The sequence below is a fragment of the Lentihominibacter faecis genome, from assembly GCF_014306095.1.
Taxonomy (GTDB): domain Bacteria; phylum Bacillota; class Clostridia; order Peptostreptococcales; family Anaerovoracaceae; genus Lentihominibacter; species Lentihominibacter faecis.
Window position 1 is genome coordinate 1 of the sequence record NZ_JACRWC010000107.1, and the last position, 22,407, is coordinate 22,407.

Genomic DNA, 22,407 nt, shown 5'->3' on the forward strand with positions numbered 1-22,407 from the left:
GCTCGGAGATGTGTATAAGAGACAGACACAGATCTGATTGTAGCTTGTTTTCACGTCTGCTTTAAGAGCCTTGTCCAGCATTTCCGGAGAAACAGCCGCATCTGTTGTGATAAACGAAAGCATGGTTGCCATATTAGGATCGATCATCCCGCTTCCCTTGGCTATCCCTCCGATATAACAGGTCTTCCCGTCGATCTCAAATTCCACCGCAATGGATTTCGGTATCGTATCTGTCGTCATAATAGCTTCTGCCGCTTCCTGTCCACCATTGTAGCTGACTTTCTCCGCCAGTTTCGGCACACCGTATTCAAACGGTTTTATAGAAAGCTCCTGGCCGATGACCCCGGTAGAACACACGATGATATCTTCCGCTGCCAGCCCCAGTGCGCTGCCTGTGATCTCACATGTTTTTTCAGCGATCTCCACACCATTTGGCGCACAGGTATTGGCATTCCCGCTATTACAGATCACAGCCTGAGCAGTTCCGTTGATCAGATGCTCCCGCGTCACCGCCAGCGGTGCTCCCTTCACCTTGTTCGTCGTATACACCGCCGCCGCACTGCACATGGTGTCGCTGACGATCATAGCCAGATCTTTTTTCGTGCTCCCGGCTTTAATGCCACAGTTCATGCCTCCTGCACGAAACCCCTTCGCGCTGCAGACACCTCCATCAATATACTTCATCTATAACAACCCCTTTCCTTCATCAAGTCCAAGCATGATATTCATATTCTGGATGGCAGCACCGGATGCTCCCTTGCCAAGATTGTCGTATGTGGCTACCAGCAGGATATGATCATCATTCCCACTTACAGCGATCTCAAGGCGATTTGTCCCCGCCAGTCGATTCGCTGCAATAAATCCATTGTCATCCATCTCATCTGTCACGCTGACCAGAACCTGATCTGCATAATGATCCTTCATCGCCTTCTTTACCGCTGCGATCCCTCCGCAGATCCCCGTCACAGGAACGGTCACTTCCATTCCACTGTAGTAATCCGCTACGACCGGCATGAACGCAGGAGCCTGTGTCAGTCCTGTCGCTGCCTTGATTTCCGGAAGATGTTTATGCATCTGCGAAATGCCGTACTGCCGCGGACTCTTAAGAGGATCTTTTGCAGGATCCAGCCCGTCTCTCTCCTCCGCTTCATACTGCGCGATCATCTTCTTACCGCCGCCGCTGTAACCCGTCAGGGAAAATGCCGCCACCGGATAATCTTTCGGTAAAAGACCAGCCGCAAGAAGCGGTCTTGTGAGCAGGATCACGCCTGTCGCATGGCATCCCGGTACGGCTACGCGATTACTTTCTTTGATTTTATCTCTCTGTGTGCTGCAAAGCTCCGGCATGCCGTACACCCATTCCGGATCTGTACGATGAGCCGTAGATGTGTCCAGGATCCGGCAATCCTTCGGCGCCGCTTCTGCGATCTCCTTTGCAGCCGCATCCGGCAGACAAAGGAATGAAATGTCCGCCTGTCTGATCAGTGCCAGACGCGCCTCCATATCTTTTCTCTTTGCTTCCTCGATTTTTAATACCTGTATATCCTCTCTTTTCTGAAAGTACTGATGTATTTTCAGCCCCGTGGTACCTTCTGCTCCATCGATAAAAACGTTGTATTTCATAGCATCCTCCCGCTGTGCATATTTATTCAGATAATGTATAATAATACAACAGTTGCTTGAGGATTTCAAGACGTTTTGCAAAATAAATTGTGAAAAATCCCCGAAAAATCGTTCTTTTTTCGGGGATTTTACTGAAAGCTATCCTAGTTTTCGAATTTCACTCTGCAGCCTGCCTATGATCTTCTTTTCCAGCCTGGAAATATACGACTGCGAAATTCCCATACGCTCCGCCACTTCCTTTTGCGTCATCTCCCTGCTGCCCGCAAGCCCGAAGCGCATCTCCACGATCTCCCGCTCTCTGCCGGAGAGCTTTTCCATCGCACATCCCAGAAGCCTTCGGTTCACTTCCTCCTCCAGATGCCCGTAAACTTCGTCCGTCTCCGTCCCCAGAATATCGGAAAGCAGCAGTTCATTTCCATCCCAGTCAACATTCAGTGGTTCATCCAGGGAAACTTCACCTTTCGTTTTGCTCGTTCGCCTCAGATACATAAGGATCTCATTCTCGATGCACCTGGACGCATAAGTCGCCAGTTTGATGTTTTTTTCGATCTTAAACGTGTTCACTGCCTTGATCAGCCCGATCGTCCCTATGGAGATCAGATCCTCAACATTGATCCCCGCGCTTTCGAACTTTCTGGCAATGTACACGACCAGCCTGAGATTATGCTCGATCAAAAGATCTCTGGCCTTCTTGCTGCCTCCCATGAACGCCCGCACCGCCTGCTGCTCTTCTTCTGCTGAAAGCGGCGGCGGCAGCGTATCACTGCCGCCTATGTAAAAAAGTCCGTTTTTCCCTTTTCTCTTTTTATTGCAGATAAACGCTTTCCACTTTTCCAGCAAAACCTTCCAGTAACTCATTTCTCTTCCCCCTTTTCTCACTCATCGCTGCACCATGTCCCGCGACAACAATACGCAAGGCTCTTCTGTTTCTGCAAAGGCTCCGCCCGCCACCTTCAGCTCTTCTCCTGCTCCCGCCAGAAAAGCACCACAGCAGCGAGTGTTGGCGAATTCAAGAAAATCCGTTCGTACAGCAGGCAGAAGTCCGGATCCACCTACCGCAGAATACGGGATCATGCGAAACCTGTCAGCAGTGATCACGCCTTCCTCCTTCAGCTTTTGCCAGAGCAGAGAAGATGCCACGGCAACACTTTTCCCACTGACAGGATCACGCAAACCGTTACCGGTATCCAGAAAAGCCTCTATCGTCTGTTCCCAGCTTCCGATCCTGATCTTTACAGAAAACACATGCTCCCGGTAAAACTTCATCCGGTCCACAAAAGCGAGGATCCGCCTGACTGCGAAAACCGATGCTCCCAGAAACAAAGCCAGCACTCCCGCCTTTAAATCACCGGTGTAGATCCCGCCCGGCGCATACATACCCGTATGACCAAAGGCGAGCAGCAAAGCCATAGTCATTCCTCCCAGAAAGCAGGTCAGCGCTGCAAAGGCCGCCGCCCGCAGCAGCACGCCCCGGCGTCCAAATACCACCAGACACACCAGCACCGCAAACGCCCCTTCCAAAGCAATATTCCAGGGCATCCCCACCGGCAGAAACAGCACGAAGGCGATCCCTCCGCACATCATGCTCCCGCACACAAACCGCAGCAGCCGCTTTTTCCTATGAAGATCCACACGAAAGATCACCGCCGTCAGATACAGAAGCACACTGCCCGTTATGAAATTTTCCACAAAAAGGATATCTCCATATACGATCAACCCTGCGCACCCCCGCCATCATTTCAGCATATGATACCAGGGATTATACACCTGCCGGCACGCACAATCTGTCGAATCCCGCACCCTTCCCTTTCATAAAATCCGCAGGATAAAAAAATAAGACCCCGGGATTTCCGAAGTCTTATGTTTCACAGTTTTTATTTCGCCAGTAAGCCTAGAGAGCCTTCTTAGCAGTTTCACACAGCTGTGCGAATGCAGCAGGATCGTGGATAGCCAGTTCGGACAGCATCTTTCTGTTGATATCGATGCTGGATTTCTTCAGGCCGTCGATCAGTCTGCTGTAGGAGATATCGTTCATTCTTGCAGCAGCGTTGATTCTTGCGATCCACAGTTTTCTGTAGTCTCTCTTCTTATTCTTTCTGCCTACGTATGCGGAACGAAGAGCTCTCATCGTAGCCGGCTTAGCAGCTCTGAATGTCTTGCTCTTGGCACCGTAGTAGCCTTTCGCCATCTTTAAAACTTTTTTATGTCTCTTATGTGCGTTTACACCTTTTTTTACTCTTGCCATTATTCGACCCTCCTTACTTGCTCAATACTGCCTTAATTCTCTTCAGATCTGCGCTTGTTAATGTTGTAGCCTTTCTGAGGCCTCTCTTTCTCTTCTGGCTCTTTTTCGTAAGAATGTGGCTCTTATATGCTTTATTTCTCTTTACTTTTCCGGAACCTGTTATTTTGAATCTTTTGCATGCGCCTCTGTGAGACTTCATTTTCTGCTTTGCCATGGTGTTTTCCTCCTGTTTTTATATTAATAATGCTTAATACTTACTTATCCGATTTCGGTGTAAGGATCATCGTCAGGCTTCTGCCTTCGAAATTAGGCTTTTTATCGATATCGCCCACTTCCGAAACAGCTTCGGCAAATTTGTTCATTACTTCCATGCCGCGCGCCACATAATCCTTCTCTCTTCCGCGGAAACGCAGGCTGACCTTCAGCTTGTCTCCATCTTTCAAGAATTTTGCTCCCGTCTTCGCCTTCACCATGATGTCATGGTCCTCGATAAATGTAGACAGACGGATTTCTTTTACCTGAGTGGTTTTCTGCTTTTTCTTGGCTTCTTTTTCTTTTTTCTGAAGCTCATATTTGTACTTCCCGTAATCCAGGATCTTGCAGACCGGCGGATTTGCCTTCGGTGAAATGCAGACCAGATCCAGCCGTTTCTCTTCGGACAGCGCCAGCGCTTCCTCACGGCTCATGATACCTAACTGCGTACCGTCTGCAGCGATAACTCTCAGTTCCTTTGCACGAATTTCTTCGTTTATCATAGCTTCTCTGCTAATTTCCTTACACCTCCAAAAATAATAAAAGGCGGATTCAACGATCCGCCTCTGTACACTCACACATTTCATCTGTCGTTTCCGCATGATCTGCCTGAACGACCTTCCGCCTTTTCGGAAAAATGTTTCGTATTGTACCCGGGTAGCCGCAGCCTCCAGGTGAGAAGCGGATTACTTCTTCTTTGCTACTTGAGTAGAATACCATAATTCCTCGCTGTGCGCAAGCAGTTTCTTCTGTTTTGATGTGATTTTTTTGCAAAGCTTTTGCGATTTTTTTGCAGATTTCTGCAAAGTTTTCGCAGAGCGCTTTGCAGGATCTAAAGTCCAAGGAGCTGCTTCAGTTCCTCCTTCGAGCGAAGCCCCACAAGCTTGTCCGCTTCTTTTCCGTCTTTAAACAGCATGAGCGTTGGTATGCTGGTAATGCCGAACTTGAGAGCCAGCATCTGTTCTTCATCTACGTTGACCTTGCCGATCTTTATGGCATCTGTCTCCGCTGCGATCTCATCCAGCACAGGACCCTGCATCCGGCACGGTCCGCACCATGTAGCCCAGAAATCGATGAGTACCGGCTTTCTGGATTCTAATACTTCCGCTTCAAAATTATCCTTTGTTATCGTAATGATATTCATTTTTGTCCTCCTTTTGTATAATCTCTTTTCTATCTGTTTCCTATTATTTCCCTCTTACTTACTATCATACAGATTTATACTGGACTGTCAAGGTGAAATTTATACATTTTCTTGTGAAAATCGATTTTTCCGTGTATTATATATAAAGGTAAGAAAAGGAGACACTATGGCTTACAATATTATGGAGACAATCAAACTGCACGATCTGCTGCCCATCCTTGACGGGGTCAGCGATGCAGTCTTTATCGATGACGGTGCCGGACATTGCGTGTGGTGCAACAGCGCCTGCGAGGAACTCTACCAGATCTCTTCCTCCGGCACTCGCGGAAAACATGTGAAGGATCTTGAGAAAATGGGGATATTTGCCCCTTCCGTTACTCGCAGAGTCCTGGAAGAAAACCGCGAGATCACCATTATCCACGAAAATAAAAACGGCAAGAAACTGCTGACGACCGGGACCCCTGTCTATAACAGCAAGCAGGAGATCTCACTGATCATCACAGTTTCCCGCGATATCACCCAGCTGACATCAAAACAGGATCCGTCGGATGCCGATGCCGGTACTGTCCTTCCCCTCAACGACATAGACGGGATCGAAGCACCGGGCGGAGATATTATTTCCAGCAGCCAGAGCATGCATAACGTCATGACTCTGACCAAAAGACTGGCTTCCGTCAACACGACTGTTTTGATCACCGGAGAATCCGGCGTCGGCAAAGGTCTGATCGCCAAGCAGCTTCACGAAGAAGGAAATCGCTGCGAAGGACCTTTCGTAACGGTAAACTGCGGGGCTATCCCGGACAATCTGATCGAATCCGAGCTTTTCGGTTATGCTCCGGGAGCATTTACAGGATCCAGGTCAGACGGTAAAAAAGGACTCTTTGAAGTGGCGCAGAGCGGAACCATATTCCTGGATGAGATTTCAGAGCTCCCTCTGAACATGCAGGTCAAACTTCTCCGTGTCATCCAGGAGCGGGAAATCACGCCGGTAGGCGGAGTAAAACCGATCCCCATCGATGTGCGCATCGTCTCCGCCACGAACCGCGATCTTCAGGATCTGGTGCGTCAGGATAAATTCCGTGAAGACCTTTACTACCGTCTCAACGTCGTGCCGATCACTGTGCCGCCACTGCGGGATCGTCCGGAGGATATCCTGCCTCTGATCCAGAGCAATCTGCACAAGTACAACGAAAATCTGCGGGAACACAAAGTCCTCAGCTCTGAAGCTCTGACGGTCCTGCTGAAATATCCATGGCCCGGAAACGTGCGGGAGCTTCAGAACATCATCGAGCGACTCATCATCACCACCAACGACGATGTGATCAGCGAAGAGAACCTTCCTATTTTCATCAAACAGGAAGCCGAAACGAATGCCAACACAAAGACCGACCTGTCCCTGGCCGCTGCCATGGAAAAAGCAGAACGTGATATTCTTAGCAATGCTCTGACCAACTATAAATCCACTCGTGCCATTGCCAAAGTGCTGCAGGTCAGTCAGCCTACGATCGTCCGAAAGCTTCATAAATACGGGCTTTCAGGCTCTGAGCAGTAACGCAGGAGCACACGCGTAGATGGTGGGAGCATCGTCTTTTCATAGATCATTAGTCCTAAAAAACGCGGTTTTGTGCGGATTTAGGGCGCGATACATTTCTGTATCAGCGATACATTTCTGTATCATCTTCTGCAAATCAGTGATTTTAAGGTAAAATGTGCGTTAAATAATACACAAACGAACTGCGATACATTTCTGTATCGCAGTTGTGGTATCTGGGAGCTTATCTGGAAAATTCTCCATATCGGTATTTTGTTGTGTATACATTATACTATTTTGTTTTTTTGGGTTTGACTCGGCTAATTTCAAGGGTTTTGAGCTTTCTTGTTTTTTTCTGCAAAATTTCTTTACAGAAGCGACAACTTTTTTCACATATTTGGCACAGTAATTGCGTACTATATAGGTGGTGCCGAAAGGTACCCTGCTAAAGATTGTTATTTTATAGAATAAAAAGGAGGACTTTAAAATGGCAGATTTAAACTTTGCTGAATACGTTGCAGGTTTAGTAGAAAAAGCAAGAAAAGCACAGGCTATCGCAAACAACTTCACACAGGAAGATGTTGATCTGATCACTGCTGCTGTTACTTACAACCTCACTAAGCCGGAAAAGGCTAAGATGTATGCTGAAATGCTGGTTGAAGAATCCGGCATGGGTATCCCTGAAGACAAGGTTGGTAAGATCTATGGTAAGGTTTGGGGAGCTTATCTCCAGATGAAGGGTCAGAAATCCGTTGGTCTGATCGAAGATAATAAAGAAACTGGAATGCAGAAATGGGCTAAGCCTATGGGCGTTGTTGCTGGTATCATGCCTGTAACAAACGGAGAAGCTACTCCGATCGTTAAGTCCAACATGGCTCTGAAGACAAGAAACGCTATCATCCTGGCTCCACACCCTAAGTGCAAGAAGCTGAACGTTGTTATCGTTGACGAAATCAGAGCTACTCTGAAGAAGTTAGGATATCCAGAAGACTTAGTACAGTCCGTAGAACCAGAATACGTTAAGCTGCAGACTTCTCAGGAACTGATGAAGCAGTGCGACTTCATCCTGGCTACTGGCGGTGAAGCTCTGGTTGAAACAGCTTACTCCTCCGGTACTCCGGCTATCGGCGTTGGCGTTGGTAACTGCGTATCCATCGTAACTGGCAAGACTCCTATGGACAAGGTTGCTGAAATGATCGTTAAGTCCAAGAGATACGACAACGCAACTTCCTGCTCCACTGAAAACAACATCATCGTATTCGAAGACTGCTATGATGAATTCGTAAAGGAAATGGAAGCTCACGGAGCTGTAATGTTCAAGGAAGGTTCCGAAGAAAAAGAAAAACTGAAGGTTGCTATGTGGCCTAACACTCCGAACGATCACGTTCTCAACAGAGCTATCGTTGCTCAGAACGCTGAAACGATCGCTAAGATCGCTGGTATCGACGTTCCTGCCGGCACTGCAGTTCTGATGGCTGAAGAAAATGGCGCTGGCCTGGATCACCCGTTCGCAGGCGAAAAACTGTCCCCTGTATCCGGCGTACAGAAAGCTAAGGATCTGGACGATGCTATCGACAAGATGATGGCTTGCCTCGAATACCAGGGCAAGGGTCACAGCTGCGGTATCCACACAAACGACGTAGAAGATGTTAACAAGCTGGCTGCAGTAGCTCCTGTAACAAAGTGTGTTGTTAACCAGCCTCAGTGCCTGACTAACTCCGGTGGCTGGGATTGCGGATTCCCTGTATCCATGACTCTGGGTTGTGGTACTTGGGGCGGCAACAGCGTATCCCACAACGCTACTTGGAAAGATCTGCTCAACTTCACTTACGTTTCCAGACAGATCCCTAACTGGAAGCCAGAAAAAGCTGAAGACTTCATCGATGCAGATGTAATCGCTAAGGTTGACGCATAAGCACAGCTTATCTTCAATAAAAACTGCTGCTTTTTCGCAGCGGACAAGTACGAACTGTTCTTTGAGAAAGGGGATCACACCGATCCCTTTCTCAATCAATAGAAAGGAGATTTGAAATGTCAGCAATTAAAGAAAAAGATAAAAAGTATAACTTACATTCCTGGTCTGCTCAGAACAAAGTAGATCCGATCGTTGTAACTAAGGCTGAAGGTCTGTACTTCTGGGACGAAAACGGCAAGAAGTACGCAGACATGTCTTCTCAGCTGGTTAACTCCAACCTGGGACACGGCAACAAGGCTATCATCGACGCTATCGTAGAACAGGCTCAGAAGATCCCGTTCATGGGACCTGCTTTCGCTATGGACTGCAGAGCTGATGCTGCTGAAGCTGTTGTTGAAGCTACTGGCTTCAAAGGCGGTAAAGTATTCTTCACAAACGCTGGTGCTGAAGCGAACGAAAACGCTATCAAGATCGCAAGACAGTACACTGGCAAACTGAAGATCTTCTCCCAGTACAGATGCTACCACGGTTCTTCCGCTGGCGCTGGTATGCTGACTGGTGAACCTAGACACTTCTTCAACGAACCAGGCGGTCCTGGATTCGTTAAGTACGATGGGCCTTACGCTTACAGAGCACCTAAGGCTTGCAAGTTCGAAAATGAAGATGATGTTGCTGATTTCTACCTCGAACTGCTGGAAAACCAGATCCTGTACGAGGGACCTGAACAGATCGCAGCTATCTGGCTCGAATCCGTTGTAGGTTCCAACGGCGTTCTGATCGCTCCAGTTAAATGGTACCAGGGCGTTAGAGCTCTGTGCGACAAGTACGACATCCTGATGGTAGCTGACGAAGTTATGGCTGGATGGTACAGAACTGGTAAGTGCTTCGCATTCATGAACTTCGGATATGAACCGGACATGATCACATTCGCTAAGGGCTGCACTTGCGGATACGTTCCTCTCGGCGGCGTTGTTATGCAGGAAAAGATCGCTAAGTTCTTCGACGAAACTTCTATGGGATGCGGCCTGACTTACTCCGCTCACCCGATGGGTTGTGCTGCAGCTGCTGCAACTATCGCAGAATACAAGAATGAAGACATCGAAAACAAGATGAAGGTTACAAGCAAAGTTTTAGCTGACATCTTAGATGGATATGTAGAAAGCCACGCTTCCGTAGGAGAAGTTAGACACATTGGTCTGTTCTCCGCTATCGAGCTGGTTAAGGATAAGGAAACCAGAGAACCGCTGGTACCGTTCGGTAAGGATCCAGAAGGCATCATGCCTAAGATCCTGGGAATGCTGAAGGCTGACGGCTTCTGGACTTATTCCCACGAAAATATGATCGTTGTTTGCCCTCCACTCACTATCACAGAAGAAGAGCTGAGAGAACAGATGGCTATCATGGACAAGGTATTAGATTCTGTAGATCAGATGATTTAGTCTATAGATCAATAAAGTACTCCTGAAAAAGCAGGTGGTCTCCCACCTGCTTTTTTGTTTGAATTTTGATGGGAAAGGCTGACAGCTCGTTCCCTTGTTAATCCTGTCTTGATTCGTTAGTTTTCCTTAGTCTTCCTTCGAATGGATCGCACTGGTCGGACATTCATCCATAGCCAGTTCAGCTTTGTCAAAAGCCTCGTTACTGATCGGCTCATCGATAGCTACCGCCACACCGGTTTCAGCCATGTGAAACACTTCAGGACACATCCCTTCACAGAGTCCGCATCCAATACAGTTTTCATCTACATAATATCTCATACTCGCACCTCCTTCATTTCTCGCCCATTGCGGATGGCGTCATCTCTTATCAGTCTTCCCTTTTAACAGCTTGAATATACCACAGAAAAGCGAGAAAAGCTGTTGGAAATGCAACGAATAAAACCCACGAAAAGAACAGCAAACATTTGTTTACTTTTTGTTCTTTTTATGATATGCTATTTCTATATAAAAAGGAGGCTGCTGCTATGTCTAAAGAGCGTGAACAAAAAATACTCGCATATATGAAGAACGAAATAAAAACCAAGGGCTATCCGCCTACTGTGCGTGAGATCTGTTCTGCACTGAACATCAAATCAACATCTACCGCACATAAGGATATTGCCAGTCTTGTGAAACAGGGCTTTATCAGAAAAGACCCTTCCAAACCGCGCGCTCTGATGATCGTGGATGATTCCACTCCAGAGGCCGAGGAACAGATGGCACCGGAGGTCTCCACACCATCTGCAAGCATCGAATCAGGCATAGATATCGCCAGCCACACTCCAGTCGCAGAAGTTCCTGTTGTCGGTCGTATCGCTGCCGGAACTCCGATCCTGGCCGAGCAGAATATCGAAGACAGCTTCCCGATTCCCACCCGTTTTCTGGGCAGTGGACGCAACTTCATGCTGGTCGTAAAAGGAGAAAGCATGATCGAGGCCGGTATCATGGATGGGGACTACATCCTGGTCGAACAGCAGAACAGTGTCCGCAACGGAGATATCGTAGTCGCCATGGTCGATGGGTTCGAGAGCGAAGCCACAGTCAAGACCTTCTATAAAGAGGCCGGCCACATCCGCCTCCAGCCGGAGAACTCCACCATGAGTCCTATCATCGTCAAGGATGTCAAGATCCTGGGCAAGGTGAAGGGCGTATTCCGGTATTTTTAAGGGCAGGTCATCCTGGCTTCTGCAATCAAAACGGAGTACTTGCAATCAAAGCAGACAGAGCGCCTGCAATCAGAACTGAGTACCTGTAATCAAAACGGAGAGCCTGCAATCAAAACGGAGAGCCTGCAATCAAAACGGAGAGCCTGCAATCAAAGCAGATCACCTGCAAGCAAAACGGAGCATGGCGGCTTACGGAGGCGATTTTCCGCAGGCGCCGACCGCGCCACACAAGATCATCGTGGCTGCGGTCGAAGCGTCGAGGACTTTCGCCAAAGTAAGCTGTTATGCTCCGTTATTTCATTTTATTTTACTAACAGTTTTTTTATTCCGGCATCCAGCCCGTCAAGAGTCAGTTCATACATCGGGAATACTTCACGTATCGCCTGGATCGTCTTGTATCCATATGTGTAATTCCATGAATCTTTATCGATAGGATTAAGCCAGATCTTTTTCTTATATCTTCTGTTGAACTTCTGCAGCCATTCAATGCCCAGTTCTTCGTTTCCCAGACCGATGATCGCATTGCCTCCCTTGCGGAACAGCTCCGACGGAGCCATCGCTGCATCTCCTACGAAAATAACCTTGTATTCACTGTCCAGATTGCTCAGCACCCAGTTGGTCTCTACCCAGTCACCACGTTTGCAGTACGGCGTATTGTAAAGGTTGTCATAGATGCAGTTGTGGAAGTAATAAACCTTAAGATCCTTGAAATGGTTTGACTTGCTTACAGCTTGGAACAGCCTGTTGCACATTCTGCTGTACGGGAGCATCGATCCATCCGAATCGATGAGCAGAAGCAGCTTGACCGTATTTTTACGAGGCTTGTCGTATACGAGCTGCAGCATCCCTGCATTATCGCAGGTCTCATCTATGGTCTTATCGATATCCAGCTCCGTCTTCATACCATCTACGCGCGAAGAGTACTGACGAAGTTTTCTGAATGCCATCTGAAACTGTCTGATATCCAGTACTTTATCCTGTCTGAAATCCTTGAAGTTCCGCTCTCCGGCAATTTGCAGCGCCGATTTGTGGCGACTTTCTCCACCGGTCCTGATCCCTGTGGTATGGTATCCGCCGCGGCCCATGGTGGACGTTCCGCCGGTACCGATCCAGTACGTTCCGCCATCGTGCTTTTCCTTCTGTTCTTCGATCCTTTCGCGGAACAGGCGGAGCACTTCTTCCAGTTCCTTTGGCCACTCATCACCTGTGCCCATATCGTTGATGTCACGCTCCTGTTCATCCTCGCTGAGCCATTTCCAGAACTCAGCCGGCAGATCCTCCGGCGTATGCACATCCTTGAAATACTCTGCAAAAACAGCGTCAAACTTATCATAGTCCGCCTCTGTTTTGATCAGGATGCTTCTGCAAAGGTAATAGAAGCTGAGAAACGATGAATGCGCCAGTCCCTTATCCAGAGCTTCCATCAGCGTCATCCATTCATTGATCGAAACCTCAAGGCCTTTCGCTCTCAACAGGTAAAAAAATTCTAAAAACATATTCTTACCATCTCTTCAGCGAGTAACCTTTCTCTTTGATTTCGTGCATTACATCAATATCCTGGTTCTTCTTCAGCAGAACGCCGACAAACGGCATCTCCGAAGACAGGTTTTCAATATCCACGCCACTGATCATCAGTGCCTGGATCCAGTCTAACAGCTCAGATGTGCTCGGCTTCTTCTGGATCTCATCCATCTTACGGATCTCATAGAATGCTTCCAGAGCCTTCTGGCAAAGCTTCTGATCGATATTTCCGAAGTGTACGTTGATGATCTCTTCCATCTTTTCTGCATCCGGGAATTCGATGTAGTGGAAGATACATCTGCGCAGGAACGCATCCGGCAGTTCCTTTTCGGCATTGGATGTGATGATCACGATCGGTCTGTGCTTCGTCTTGATCGTTTCTTTGGTTTCGTTGATATAAAATTCCATCTTGTCCAGTTCCCACAGCAGGTCATTCGGGAATTCCAGGTCTGCCTTGTCGATCTCATCGATCAGCAGAACCACCTGCCTGTCAGAAGTAAACGCCTCTCCCAGCTTGCCCAGCTTGATATACTGCTTGATATCAGAAACATTTCCCTCTTCAAACTGGCTGTCGTACAGTCTCTGCACAGTATCGTACACATAAAGTCCTTCCTGTGCCTTCGTCGTGGATTTGATGCCCCAGATGATCAGATCCATATCCAGTGCCTTGGAAATCGATTCAGCCAGCATGGTCTTGCCAGTGCCCGGCTCGCCCTTGATCAGAAGCGGCTTCTGCAGCGCGATGGATACGTTTACTGCATTCATCAGTTCTTTTGTAACGACGTAATCGTCGCTCCCTTTAAAAACATTCATGTCCATATTTTTTATTCATCTCCTTCTAACAAAGTGTATAACTTTTCTGCAAAAAAAACGCGAGCAACTGATCACAACGCCATGAGAAAAGTTAAACGCCATATGAGTATCATATCTCATATACGTCCTTTTTTCAAGCATTTTCGCGGTATACGCTTTCCAAAACCTTTGCAGCATCAAGAGAAGAATGGCCGCTTTTGTTTTTTTGTGTTTTTTTTGTAAAATCGTGCAACATTTTGTCTTGAATTCATTCTATTAGTATGAAGGGTTTTTTATGAACAGGGATATTAACCATAAATACATTGTAGTAGGAAGGAGTATGACTGTATGAAACAACATAAACGAATGGACACACGACAAAGGATCCTGGATCTTCTGGAGCGTCGAAAATGGCCGGTCTGGCGTCTGGCTCAAAAATCCGGGATCAATCATTCTACCATTTTTAACATGATCCAGCGCAAGAATATGCCGTCTCTTAAGACGATCGAGGAAGTCACCGCCGCCTTTGGGATCAGCATGCGCCAGTTCTTTGCAGAAAAAGGAGATCCGGCACTGTTTACGCCACAGCAGGAAGCAGTATTCTTTCTTTATCACGACACCAGCATACCGCAGCGAAAAGCTATCCTGCATGCGATGGAGCTATTGTCTGAACAGAACGGGATCACCAAAACAAACTATAACGAAAATGAATTTCAGGAGGACCACAACATGGACGCAATCGCACGAATCAAAGAACTCATGGAAGAGCGGGGCTGGACACTTTACCGGCTCTCTCAGGAATCCGGCATAGCTATCACCACACTGATCAATCTGCTTCATCACAGCAAACAGCCTGCTCTGCAGACGATCGAAATCATCTGTGAATCCATGGAGATCACCCTGGCAGAATTTTTCACCAGGCCGTCTGAGCCCGGCGGATTTACTGCGGAACAGCTGAAGCTTTTCGCTTTATGGGATTCTCTGACAGAAGAACAGCGCAGTGCTGTGCTGGAACTGCTCCTTGCCCTTCAGGCAAAACGCAATGAATGAAAAGAGCCGTAGTTTTTATGAAAAAGGAGAACAATATTATGGATGCAAACAAACGAATCCTGGAGCTGATGGCACAGCGTAACTGGAGCGCCTACCGCCTGGTAAAAGAAACGAACCTGAGCCATTCCCTGATTTACAACATGGTCAGACGGAACAATCTGCCGACCATTGACACCCTCACACGGATATCCGCAGCATTTGGTCTTAGTCTGCAGCAGTTTTTTACAGAGGATGATGATCCTGCTGCCCTTTCCGGAGAGCATGCCGAGCTACTGACCATATATCACGATGTCTCGGCTGATAACCGCATCGCTGTCCTGCATCTGATGGAGCTGATGGCCGCCGGGAACAAGCAAAAGGATCGAGTTGAGGAAGATGATAAAATAGACAAGGATTGATCGGAAGAAGTACACAACGGAAGCGGACGAAGGCTTAGCCCTCGTCCACTTCCGTTATCTTTCCCTTTCTTTCAATTTCTCCAGCTGCTCTCTTTTCCTGACCAGTAAAGAACGCGGTGTCTGCAATTCGCCAAGCCACGCCTTTTCCTCAGGTTCCCATATCATCTTGTAGTTCATAGGAAAAACTGCCACTCTTTCATCGATCATTTGTATCAGATATTTCGCAGTGATCGGTTCGTCGTTTCTAATCACCGTTCCACTTCCTGCAGGATCTAAAAGGAGCTGTCTGCTGTCTTCGCTGATATGCAGCGAAAATACATTTTTCTTCAGCACGTCCTGCATTTCCCGGGATATCTCAATCACCCCATTTTCATTTATGGTAATAATCTGCCGGTCCACCTTTTTATCCGATTTTATTTCGATGAATCGCCGTCTATCAATTTTCATGTCAATTAATCTCCCTTCTCTTATACATGATAATGATTACCGTAAAATCCATCACAAATATACAATACATTTCCCGTAAATATAAGTCTATTTTTGAAATGAAATTTCGGGTATTCTGAAAGGTTGGAGACCTGTATCAGCGTGACAAAAGTCATGGAAGGATCCAAGCGTCATTTCTTTCCAATAAAAAAACAGAGCATTTTTTACAAATGAGGAAACTCCTTGAAATATTGCCCTGCTTTTTTCTTTCCTTTCGAAAATATAATTGCTATTACTCTTATTCTGGCTTTAATTTCTCTTCTTTAGCGCGTTCAGCTCCTGCTCGGTGAGACCAGTCATCTCTTTGATCAGCACAAGATCAAGATTTTTCTCCACCATCCTGCGAGCAATTTCTTGTCGACCACGCTTCTCGCCGATCCGTTCTCCTTCTTCCCGGCCTTCGCGCCTCTCCCACATCTTCTCTTCAAATGCATTCATATACCTGATCCCCACTTCCTCGTTCTTTTTGATTTCTTCCACTCGTTTCTGCAGATTTTCGATCTTCTGGCTGTGACTTCCTGCTGCATTCTCCTCTGTCGTCTGCTCAAAGTAGCGCAACAGCTGGATCAGCTCTTCACTGACTCCCTCATCATCCGTTCCGTGGGTGTTGAGAAAGATCCTGGTCGCTCCATCATGCAGCTTCAATCCCGGGATCTTGTCACAGCTCATGTGGAAGGTATACTTATACTTCCCTTCTCCCCTGATTATAACTCATCCTGCCTCCGGAGACAATTAACTTATCTATTGCATGCACACCATTATCTGGTGGGGATATACTACTCCGCATGGTAATATATGTCGAGCATTTGGGGCGATTTTCTGTCATTTTTTCTTTTTGGCGATGTTTGCAGAATTTTATTCGCTGATCTTAGCGATAGCCGAGCAAATCCATGAAGCGAGTTATTACGTCATGCTGATTTCATCCTCGGACTCCCTCGCAGCAAGGCTCACAGGATGAAAACACGTTACTGTCAGGGGTTTTCAGAGGCTTCCTTCGATGTCCACCTCAGGATTTCATCCTGCAACGCCAGGCTCATTGTGATGAAGGATGAAACGTCTTAAAATATTTCCATTCAAGCGAACCGTTCTACTTGTAAAACAGATAACACGCTAGAACTTCATCCCACTAGCCCTATACCCATGGGATATAGGGATGAAATCAGCGTGATAAACGTCTTTAGGGTTAGGGTCGAGGGGATAGGGATGATGAATCCATAGCTTAGCGTTGCCAGCATTGAGATGAAAATTTACCAAAATTTAGGCAGATTTTCATCCCTATTGTCCAGCACCGCAAGTTTAAAGATGAAAGCCCTTAAAGCGCCGGTCAATTTCATCCGATTTCATCTTTATTTCCAGACTTAAGCCTGTTAAGGATGAAACGACCGGCGGAGCAGCTCCAATCAGGTCAGTCCTGCAGCCCTGGATCACCAGAATCCCAGGTGCAGAAAAACAGGAGATCCAACGACGGTGGTCTGCTCACATGCAATCCACTCGCCTGAATCTCCCGTTTCGTTATTACATATTAAGTTTTGCTATTTTATCTATCTGCTCTTATACAGCTTTCTACCGCAAAATACGATCCCTGCTGCTGCAACCAGCATCATCTCTGCCATCTGATTCAGCTGCTGTCGATATTTTTCCAGAATCTGCACAAACCGTTACATACACCTTGATCTTTGGCTCCGTCCCACTCGTTCCGACAATCACAGAACAGTTATCTTCTAAGATGAATTTCACAACATCGGCTTTCGGTAATCCATTGATCCCTTGTGCATAATCTAACTTCTGTTCGATCACATATCCACATAAATGATCCGATAATGTTCGAAACCCCGCCATGATCTTCTGCATCGTTTCAAATCCTGCAGCGCCTTCAAAGCTATAGGAATGTACCCTGTTCAGGCAGTATCCGTACTGCTCATAGCTCATATGAAGTCGATCCAGCAAGCTGATTCCCTGGCTAGCATAATAACAGAACATCTCACAAATCAGAAGATATGCGTCCACTGCATCTTTATCCCGCACATAGGAGCCAGACAAGTATCCATAGGATTCTTCAAATCCGAAAATATAGGAGTCTGCTTTCCCACAGGCTTCCATCTGACCGATCTGCTCTCCGATATATTTAAATCCAGTCAGTACGAGAGATCACGATAAAAAGCATCTTTGATCGCAGATATATTTCCCTCCATAGACACTAGTTCTGCTTCCAGTTCCTGATCTTTTACTTTCTGACACCATAAACGATACTGTTCGATATAATCCATTGCACCTTCTCCTGTATCCATTAAAGCTCTGCAATTAAAGCCTGCATTTCCTTCTTGTACGCTTCCACTCCCGGCTGATCGAAGGGATTGACTCCCATCACATACGCCGATAACGCAGCAGACATTTCAAAGAAGTAAATCATCTGCCCCATGGTAAAGGCATTCAATTCTTCAATATGGATCTCATGAATAGGGATCCCCGCCTTTTGATGGGCTTGCAGTACACCATTTTCTGCACAGGCATTGATCTGCTCCATGGTCTTTCCCGCATAAGGATAGCCTGCATACCACGGGATCTCCATATCCTCCGCCGGATGCTCGATACGGATCATCGTCTCATAAAAAATCTGCCTTCCCTGCTGCAGGAACTGTCCAATACTGTGAAGGTCTCTGGAAAAGAACAAGCACGCCGGATAGGCACCCTTTCCATCCTTTCCTTCTGTTTCTCCAAAGAGCTGTTTCAGCCATTCTCCGAAATACCGCAGATTTCCTTCAAAATATTCGAAGATCTCCAGGGATTTCCCCTGCTCCTGTAAAAGCGTCCGCCCTGCAGCATATCTCAAAAGCTCTCCATCAGCGCTCCAGTCTGCCTTCTGCATATCCTTCGCACCATCCAGAAGCATACGGATATCATGCCCAGCTACGGCAATGGGCAGCAGACCTACTGCTGTAAGCACAGAATATCTTCCGCCAATATTACCCGGAATCGTAAAGGCTTTAAACTGATTCTCAAAAGCTTCCGGTCGTAGATCGCCCTTCTTCTCATCTGTGATCACATAGATTCGCCTGCGTGCTTCCTGATATCCGTATTTGGCAAACATCAGGTCTTTTAGTACTGCATATGAAAGAAGCGGCTCTACTGTTCTGCCGGATTTGCTGATGACACACATGCAAACCGATTCATTAGCGATCCGCCGTTTTAGTTTACTGATATATGCGCCATTCATGTTGAATCCCGCAAAGACCACCTCCGGGCAGTCCTCCCGGCTCCCGTTTAAGGCATCGATCACTGCACGGGTGCCCAGAAAGGATCCGCCGATCCCCACTACGATAAACAGCGTGCATTTGTCCTGGATCTCCCGGGCAGTCTCCACAAGATCTATAATCAGATCTTCGACCATCTCTTCGGGAAGCTTCACCCAGCCTTTATAATCTGCACCCAGATGATGAGTATCCTCTGACAAAAGGATCTCATGCCAGTCCGCCAGCTTCTGCCAGCGTTCCTGCAGCATCTCTTCCTGCATCTGATTTCCCGTTATCCTGATCTTCATGCTGTATCAATCCCTTTCAAATATATCTCTGGTATATATCTTGTCCTGAAATTCCCGGATCCTGTCATCCATCCGGTTTGCGCTGATCACATCGCTTCGTTCTGCGAACTCTTCGAAATCAGCGATCACATCCGCCGACAGAAACCGCTCCATCTGCAGCATCGGTTCAAACAGAATCACCTGCTTTCCTTTTTCCTGCAGTCTACGGATCACACCATCCACTGCGGAATAGCGAAAATCTTTAGATCCACTTTTCATGCCTAGACCGTATACTCCGCACACTTGCGGCTCCAGCTGACGTTGAAGAATCATTTCCACGATATGATCCTTCCGCACTTCATTGGATGTCTCCACAATATCCACGATTCGCTCTGGAATGTCTGCAAAATCACTTTTCAGTCGACACACTCCCTCCACCAGGTATCTGCCCCCATACCCGAACCCCGGGTTGTTATACAGATCACCAATTCGAGGATCCAAGGATACTGACCGAATCAAATCTTTGCTATTTAGGCCTCGCAACTCCGCATACGTATCTAGTTCATTAAAATACGCCACACGCATGGCTAGATAGGCATTGGCAAACAGTTTCACACTCTCTGCCTCCTCAGGCTCCGTGTAGACGACTTCACAGGCATTGCTCGCCAGAAGATCTCGCAGGGTTTCTCTCGCAATTTCGTCACCGCCGCCGATAATGATCCTTAACGGATAAAAAGCAGCCTGAAACTCTCTGCCGTTTCGCCCAAAGTCAGGAACAAATACCAGGTTTAATTCCGGATATCGACTTTTCATTCTGTTTGTGTAGCCCACCGGAACATCGCTACGCAGTACTACAAGCGCCTTCGGTGCATACCGCATCACCTGGTTGAGATACATGTCCACATCATGAGTATCATAAAAATTAAGTTCCACATCATAAGGGACTGCTATACTGATAAAAACAAGCTCTGCATCGTCTAATGCATTCTTTGCATCACCAGTAAACAGTGATTCGAAATTTTTCACGCCGTATTGCTCTGCCTGCCCAAGGATTCCTTCTTCTGTGCCTGCTCCATCTAGTATCCGAATCTCGTTTCGAAGGCTAAGCATGGCTGCCATTGCAACGGCCTGCTGCCATCCAGAAATTACTGCAATCTTCATTCCATTCACCACTCTACTTGAAACAACTTAACATATGTTGCCCGTATTTGGTCGTTTTCAATTCTTCTCCCAGAACTTTATACTGCTGATCGGCGATCAGCCCTTTTCTCCAGGCAATTTCTTCAATGCACCCCACATAATCATCTGACTTCTGCAATGCTTTTATGGTGAGAGAAGCCTCCAAGAGACTGTCCTCTGTGCCGGCATCCAGCCATGTCAGTCCACGCTCCACCGGGATCACACGAAGCCTCCCCTGATTCATATACTCGATATTGACATCTGTGATTTCCAATTCTCCTCTAGCCGACGGCTTAAGCCCCTTAGCGATCTTTATTACGTCATTCTGGTAAAAATACAACCCTGGAATAATATAGTTAGATTTCGGATGCACTGGCTTTTCTTCAATAGAAACAGCCTTACCGCCCTCATCAAATTCCACCACGCCAAACGGTCTCGGATCAGCTACACGATACCCTAGTACAACAGCTCCTTCCAGGCTCTGTACAGCTGATATCAACATCTCTTCTAAATCATGATGATAAAAAATATTATCGCCCAGCACCAGGCATACATCATCAGTCCCAATAAATTCCTCGCCCACCAGGAATGCATCGGCAATACCTCTAGCTACCGTTTGCACTTTATATTCGATATGTACTCCCATTTGGCTTCCATCACCTAAGAGTCCTTTAAAACCTGCTTCCTCACCCGGCGGAATAATCACTAAGATATCTCGAATATCCGCCTGCAACAGCACTGCAATAGAATAGTAAATCAACGGTTTATCATATACCGGAAGCAATGGTTTTACAGCTGCTTTTGTTGCGGGATAAAGTCTAGTCCCTTTTCCTGCTGCAAGTATAATGCCTTTCATAATCTATACCTCTTTAAAACCGTTTGGATGAGCCTTGTGCCATTTCCATGCTGATGCAATTATTGTATCAATATCACCATAAGCTGGTTTCCATCCCAAAATTGTTTCAGCTTTAGTTTTCGATGCAATCAAAACAGCAGGATCACCTGCACGGCGATGTTCTTTTTCTACAGGGATATCATATCCTGTTACCTTTCGCGCATGTTCCACAATCTCTGCAACAGAGAATCCTACTCCATTTCCCAAATTAAACGAGTCACTCTTACCTCCATGTATCAAATATTGTAAAGCTAAAATATGGGCCTGTGCTAAATCAGTAACATGAACATAATCCCTTATACAAGTACCATCTTTAGTATCATAATCAGTTCCAAAAATTGATATTTTATCACGCTTATTATTAGGAACCTGCAAAATAATCGGAATTAAATGTGACTCTGGACTATGATCTTCACCAATATAGCCCGAACTATGAGCTCCACAAGCATTAAAGTAACGCAATGCCACATATTGCAAATCATGAGCTTTCGAAGTCCATTTCATCATATTTTCCATAGCTAATTTTGTTTCTCCATATGTATTCAATGGCTCTTTCGGATCTTCTTCCCTAATAGGAAGAGAATTTGGCTCACCGTACACAGCGGCTGATGATGAAAAGACAATTTTATTAATTCCATGCCTTATCATCATGTTCAATAAAACCATTGTACCATATAGATTATTGTTATAGTATTTTATCGGATTCGTCATACTTTCTCCTACCAAAGAACTGGCAGCAAAATGGATTACGCCTTCTATTGATTCTTTTTGAAAAAGTTGATCAAGAAATTCTGTATCTCGAACGTCCCCTTGATAAAAACGTGCATCCTTATGCACCGCCCCTTGATGACCAGTTTGTAAATTATCTGCCACAACAACATCATATTCTTGATTGAGCAATTCATATACAGTATGAGAACCTATGTAGCCTGCACCACCTAATACCAAAACCGCCATTTCTAGTTTTCCTCCATATAATTTTCTTCTACTTGCTCCTCTGCTAGTATTGTTTCAATAATATACTTAGGCCGCGCCTTTGTTTCCAAATATATTTTTCCAATATATTCGCCTATTACGCCAATTGCTAGGATAGTTGCCCCTCCTACAGCCCAGACTGAAACAATCAGAGAGGACCATCCCTCAACAACATTTCCTGTAAATCTTTGCACAAGTGAATATACCAGCATCAATAGGCTAATCAAAAACACAAGAAAC

25 protein-coding genes and 1 pseudogene are annotated in these 22,407 nt (G+C 46.5%); 6 read left to right on the plus strand and 20 right to left on the minus strand.

All coding sequences use genetic code 11. From position 1 onward, the window contains the following. From H8876_RS08660 to trxA, 8 genes are all read right to left on the minus strand, one after another. Window positions 1-684: bifunctional ornithine acetyltransferase/N-acetylglutamate synthase (locus H8876_RS08660; RefSeq protein WP_249287416.1), on the minus strand; the 684-nt coding region annotated here is incomplete at its 3' end. After that, on the minus strand, window positions 685-1,623 hold the full coding sequence (argC, locus tag H8876_RS08665; protein WP_249287417.1) for an N-acetyl-gamma-glutamyl-phosphate reductase: 939 nt from the start codon (window positions 1,621-1,623) through the stop codon (window positions 685-687). 138 nt (window positions 1,624-1,761) lie between these two features. Next, window positions 1,762-2,481, minus strand: coding sequence for an RNA polymerase sporulation sigma factor SigE (sigE, locus tag H8876_RS08670; RefSeq protein ID WP_177264523.1), 720 nt, complete (start codon window positions 2,479-2,481; stop codon window positions 1,762-1,764). Between the two features lie 21 nt (window positions 2,482-2,502). Continuing rightward, on the minus strand, window positions 2,503-3,339 hold the full coding sequence (locus H8876_RS08675) for a sigma-E processing peptidase SpoIIGA (protein WP_283241793.1): 837 nt from the start codon (window positions 3,337-3,339) through the stop codon (window positions 2,503-2,505). Window positions 3,340-3,514: 175 nt separating this feature from the next. Next, window positions 3,515-3,868 carry a 50S ribosomal protein L20 gene (rplT, locus tag H8876_RS08680; protein WP_177264525.1) on the minus strand — a complete coding sequence of 118 codons (354 nt, stop codon included), beginning with the start codon at window positions 3,866-3,868 and terminating at the stop codon, window positions 3,515-3,517. Between the two features lie 13 nt (window positions 3,869-3,881). Continuing rightward, a complete protein-coding gene (rpmI, locus tag H8876_RS08685; protein WP_177264526.1) occupies window positions 3,882-4,082 on the minus strand; it encodes a 50S ribosomal protein L35 in 201 nt (66 codons plus the stop codon). 40 nt (window positions 4,083-4,122) lie between these two features. Further along, entirely contained in the window at window positions 4,123-4,623 is a 501-nt protein-coding gene (infC, locus tag H8876_RS08690) for a translation initiation factor IF-3 (RefSeq protein WP_177264527.1), read from the minus strand. Between the two features lie 329 nt (window positions 4,624-4,952). After that, the gene (gene trxA, locus H8876_RS08695; RefSeq protein ID WP_177264528.1) at window positions 4,953-5,264 is read right to left on the minus strand and encodes a thioredoxin; all 312 of its coding nucleotides are present in this window, start codon (window positions 5,262-5,264) and stop codon (window positions 4,953-4,955) included. 166 nt (window positions 5,265-5,430) lie between these two features. Between trxA and H8876_RS08700 the strand changes: the two genes are divergently transcribed. From H8876_RS08700 to H8876_RS08710, 3 genes are all read left to right on the plus strand, one after another. After that, on the plus strand, window positions 5,431-6,816 hold the full coding sequence (locus tag H8876_RS08700; RefSeq protein ID WP_249287419.1) for a sigma-54 interaction domain-containing protein: 1,386 nt from the start codon (window positions 5,431-5,433) through the stop codon (window positions 6,814-6,816). Window positions 6,817-7,282: 466 nt separating this feature from the next. Continuing rightward, window positions 7,283-8,710, plus strand: a complete 1,428-nt coding sequence (locus H8876_RS08705) for an aldehyde dehydrogenase family protein (RefSeq protein WP_249287420.1) — start codon at window positions 7,283-7,285, stop codon at window positions 8,708-8,710. 98 nt (window positions 8,711-8,808) lie between these two features. Next, window positions 8,809-10,149: an aminotransferase class III-fold pyridoxal phosphate-dependent enzyme gene (locus tag H8876_RS08710; RefSeq protein ID WP_346727853.1), complete on the plus strand. Its 1,341-nt coding sequence runs from the start codon at window positions 8,809-8,811 to the stop codon at window positions 10,147-10,149. 126 nt (window positions 10,150-10,275) lie between these two features. On the opposite strand, the gene H8876_RS08715 is transcribed toward H8876_RS08710, so the two are convergent. Then, window positions 10,276-10,467 (minus strand): ferredoxin, encoded by a 192-nt coding sequence (locus H8876_RS08715; protein ID WP_177264532.1) that lies wholly within the window; start codon window positions 10,465-10,467, stop codon window positions 10,276-10,278. Window positions 10,468-10,673: 206 nt separating this feature from the next. On the opposite strand from H8876_RS08715, the gene lexA reads away from it, so the two are divergent. Continuing rightward, window positions 10,674-11,354 (plus strand): transcriptional repressor LexA, encoded by a 681-nt coding sequence (lexA, locus tag H8876_RS08720; protein WP_177264533.1) that lies wholly within the window; start codon window positions 10,674-10,676, stop codon window positions 11,352-11,354. A gap of 302 nt (window positions 11,355-11,656) precedes the next feature. Here the strand turns inward: lexA and H8876_RS08725 are convergent, their stop codons facing one another. Further along, a complete protein-coding gene (locus tag H8876_RS08725) occupies window positions 11,657-12,850 on the minus strand; it encodes a vWA domain-containing protein (protein WP_249287422.1) in 1,194 nt (397 codons plus the stop codon). Between the two features lie 4 nt (window positions 12,851-12,854). Continuing rightward, complete coding sequence (locus H8876_RS08730; protein WP_465250742.1) at window positions 12,855-13,694, minus strand: AAA family ATPase; 840 nt, start codon at window positions 13,692-13,694, stop codon at window positions 12,855-12,857. 321 nt (window positions 13,695-14,015) lie between these two features. Between H8876_RS08730 and H8876_RS08735 the strand changes: the two genes are divergently transcribed. Then, on the plus strand, window positions 14,016-14,717 hold the full coding sequence (locus tag H8876_RS08735; RefSeq protein ID WP_249287423.1) for a helix-turn-helix domain-containing protein: 702 nt from the start codon (window positions 14,016-14,018) through the stop codon (window positions 14,715-14,717). Between the two features lie 38 nt (window positions 14,718-14,755). Next, a complete protein-coding gene (locus H8876_RS08740) occupies window positions 14,756-15,115 on the plus strand; it encodes a helix-turn-helix domain-containing protein (RefSeq protein ID WP_249287424.1) in 360 nt (119 codons plus the stop codon). Window positions 15,116-15,169: 54 nt separating this feature from the next. Here the strand turns inward: H8876_RS08740 and H8876_RS08745 are convergent, their stop codons facing one another. The 9 genes and pseudogenes from H8876_RS08745 to H8876_RS08780 form a co-directional block, all read right to left on the minus strand. Then, window positions 15,170-15,562, minus strand: a complete 393-nt coding sequence (locus tag H8876_RS08745) for a hypothetical protein (RefSeq protein WP_249287425.1) — start codon at window positions 15,560-15,562, stop codon at window positions 15,170-15,172. A 288-nt stretch (window positions 15,563-15,850) separates the two neighbouring features. Then, on the minus strand, window positions 15,851-16,270 hold the full coding sequence (locus H8876_RS08750; protein WP_249287426.1) for a hypothetical protein: 420 nt from the start codon (window positions 16,268-16,270) through the stop codon (window positions 15,851-15,853). 894 nt (window positions 16,271-17,164) lie between these two features. Beyond that, window positions 17,165-17,701, minus strand: coding sequence for a phosphohexomutase domain-containing protein (locus tag H8876_RS08755; protein WP_346727852.1), 537 nt, complete (start codon window positions 17,699-17,701; stop codon window positions 17,165-17,167). 35 nt (window positions 17,702-17,736) lie between these two features. Beyond that, on the minus strand, window positions 17,737-17,868 hold the full coding sequence (locus H8876_RS10185; protein ID WP_283241794.1) for a hypothetical protein: 132 nt from the start codon (window positions 17,866-17,868) through the stop codon (window positions 17,737-17,739). Window positions 17,869-17,888: 20 nt separating this feature from the next. Further along, window positions 17,889-19,139, minus strand: a complete 1,251-nt coding sequence (locus H8876_RS08760; protein ID WP_249287427.1) for a glucose-6-phosphate isomerase — start codon at window positions 19,137-19,139, stop codon at window positions 17,889-17,891. 6 nt (window positions 19,140-19,145) lie between these two features. Beyond that, the gene (locus tag H8876_RS08765) at window positions 19,146-20,279 is read right to left on the minus strand and encodes a nucleotide sugar dehydrogenase (RefSeq protein ID WP_249287428.1); all 1,134 of its coding nucleotides are present in this window, start codon (window positions 20,277-20,279) and stop codon (window positions 19,146-19,148) included. A gap of 13 nt (window positions 20,280-20,292) precedes the next feature. Continuing rightward, window positions 20,293-21,153 carry a glucose-1-phosphate thymidylyltransferase RfbA gene (gene rfbA, locus H8876_RS08770; protein WP_249287429.1) on the minus strand — a complete coding sequence of 287 codons (861 nt, stop codon included), beginning with the start codon at window positions 21,151-21,153 and terminating at the stop codon, window positions 20,293-20,295. A gap of 3 nt (window positions 21,154-21,156) precedes the next feature. Next, entirely contained in the window at window positions 21,157-22,149 is a 993-nt protein-coding gene (gene galE, locus H8876_RS08775) for a UDP-glucose 4-epimerase GalE (RefSeq protein WP_249287430.1), read from the minus strand. A gap of 2 nt (window positions 22,150-22,151) precedes the next feature. Further along, window positions 22,152-22,407, minus strand: a pseudogene (locus H8876_RS08780) (hypothetical protein); the annotation flags it as partial.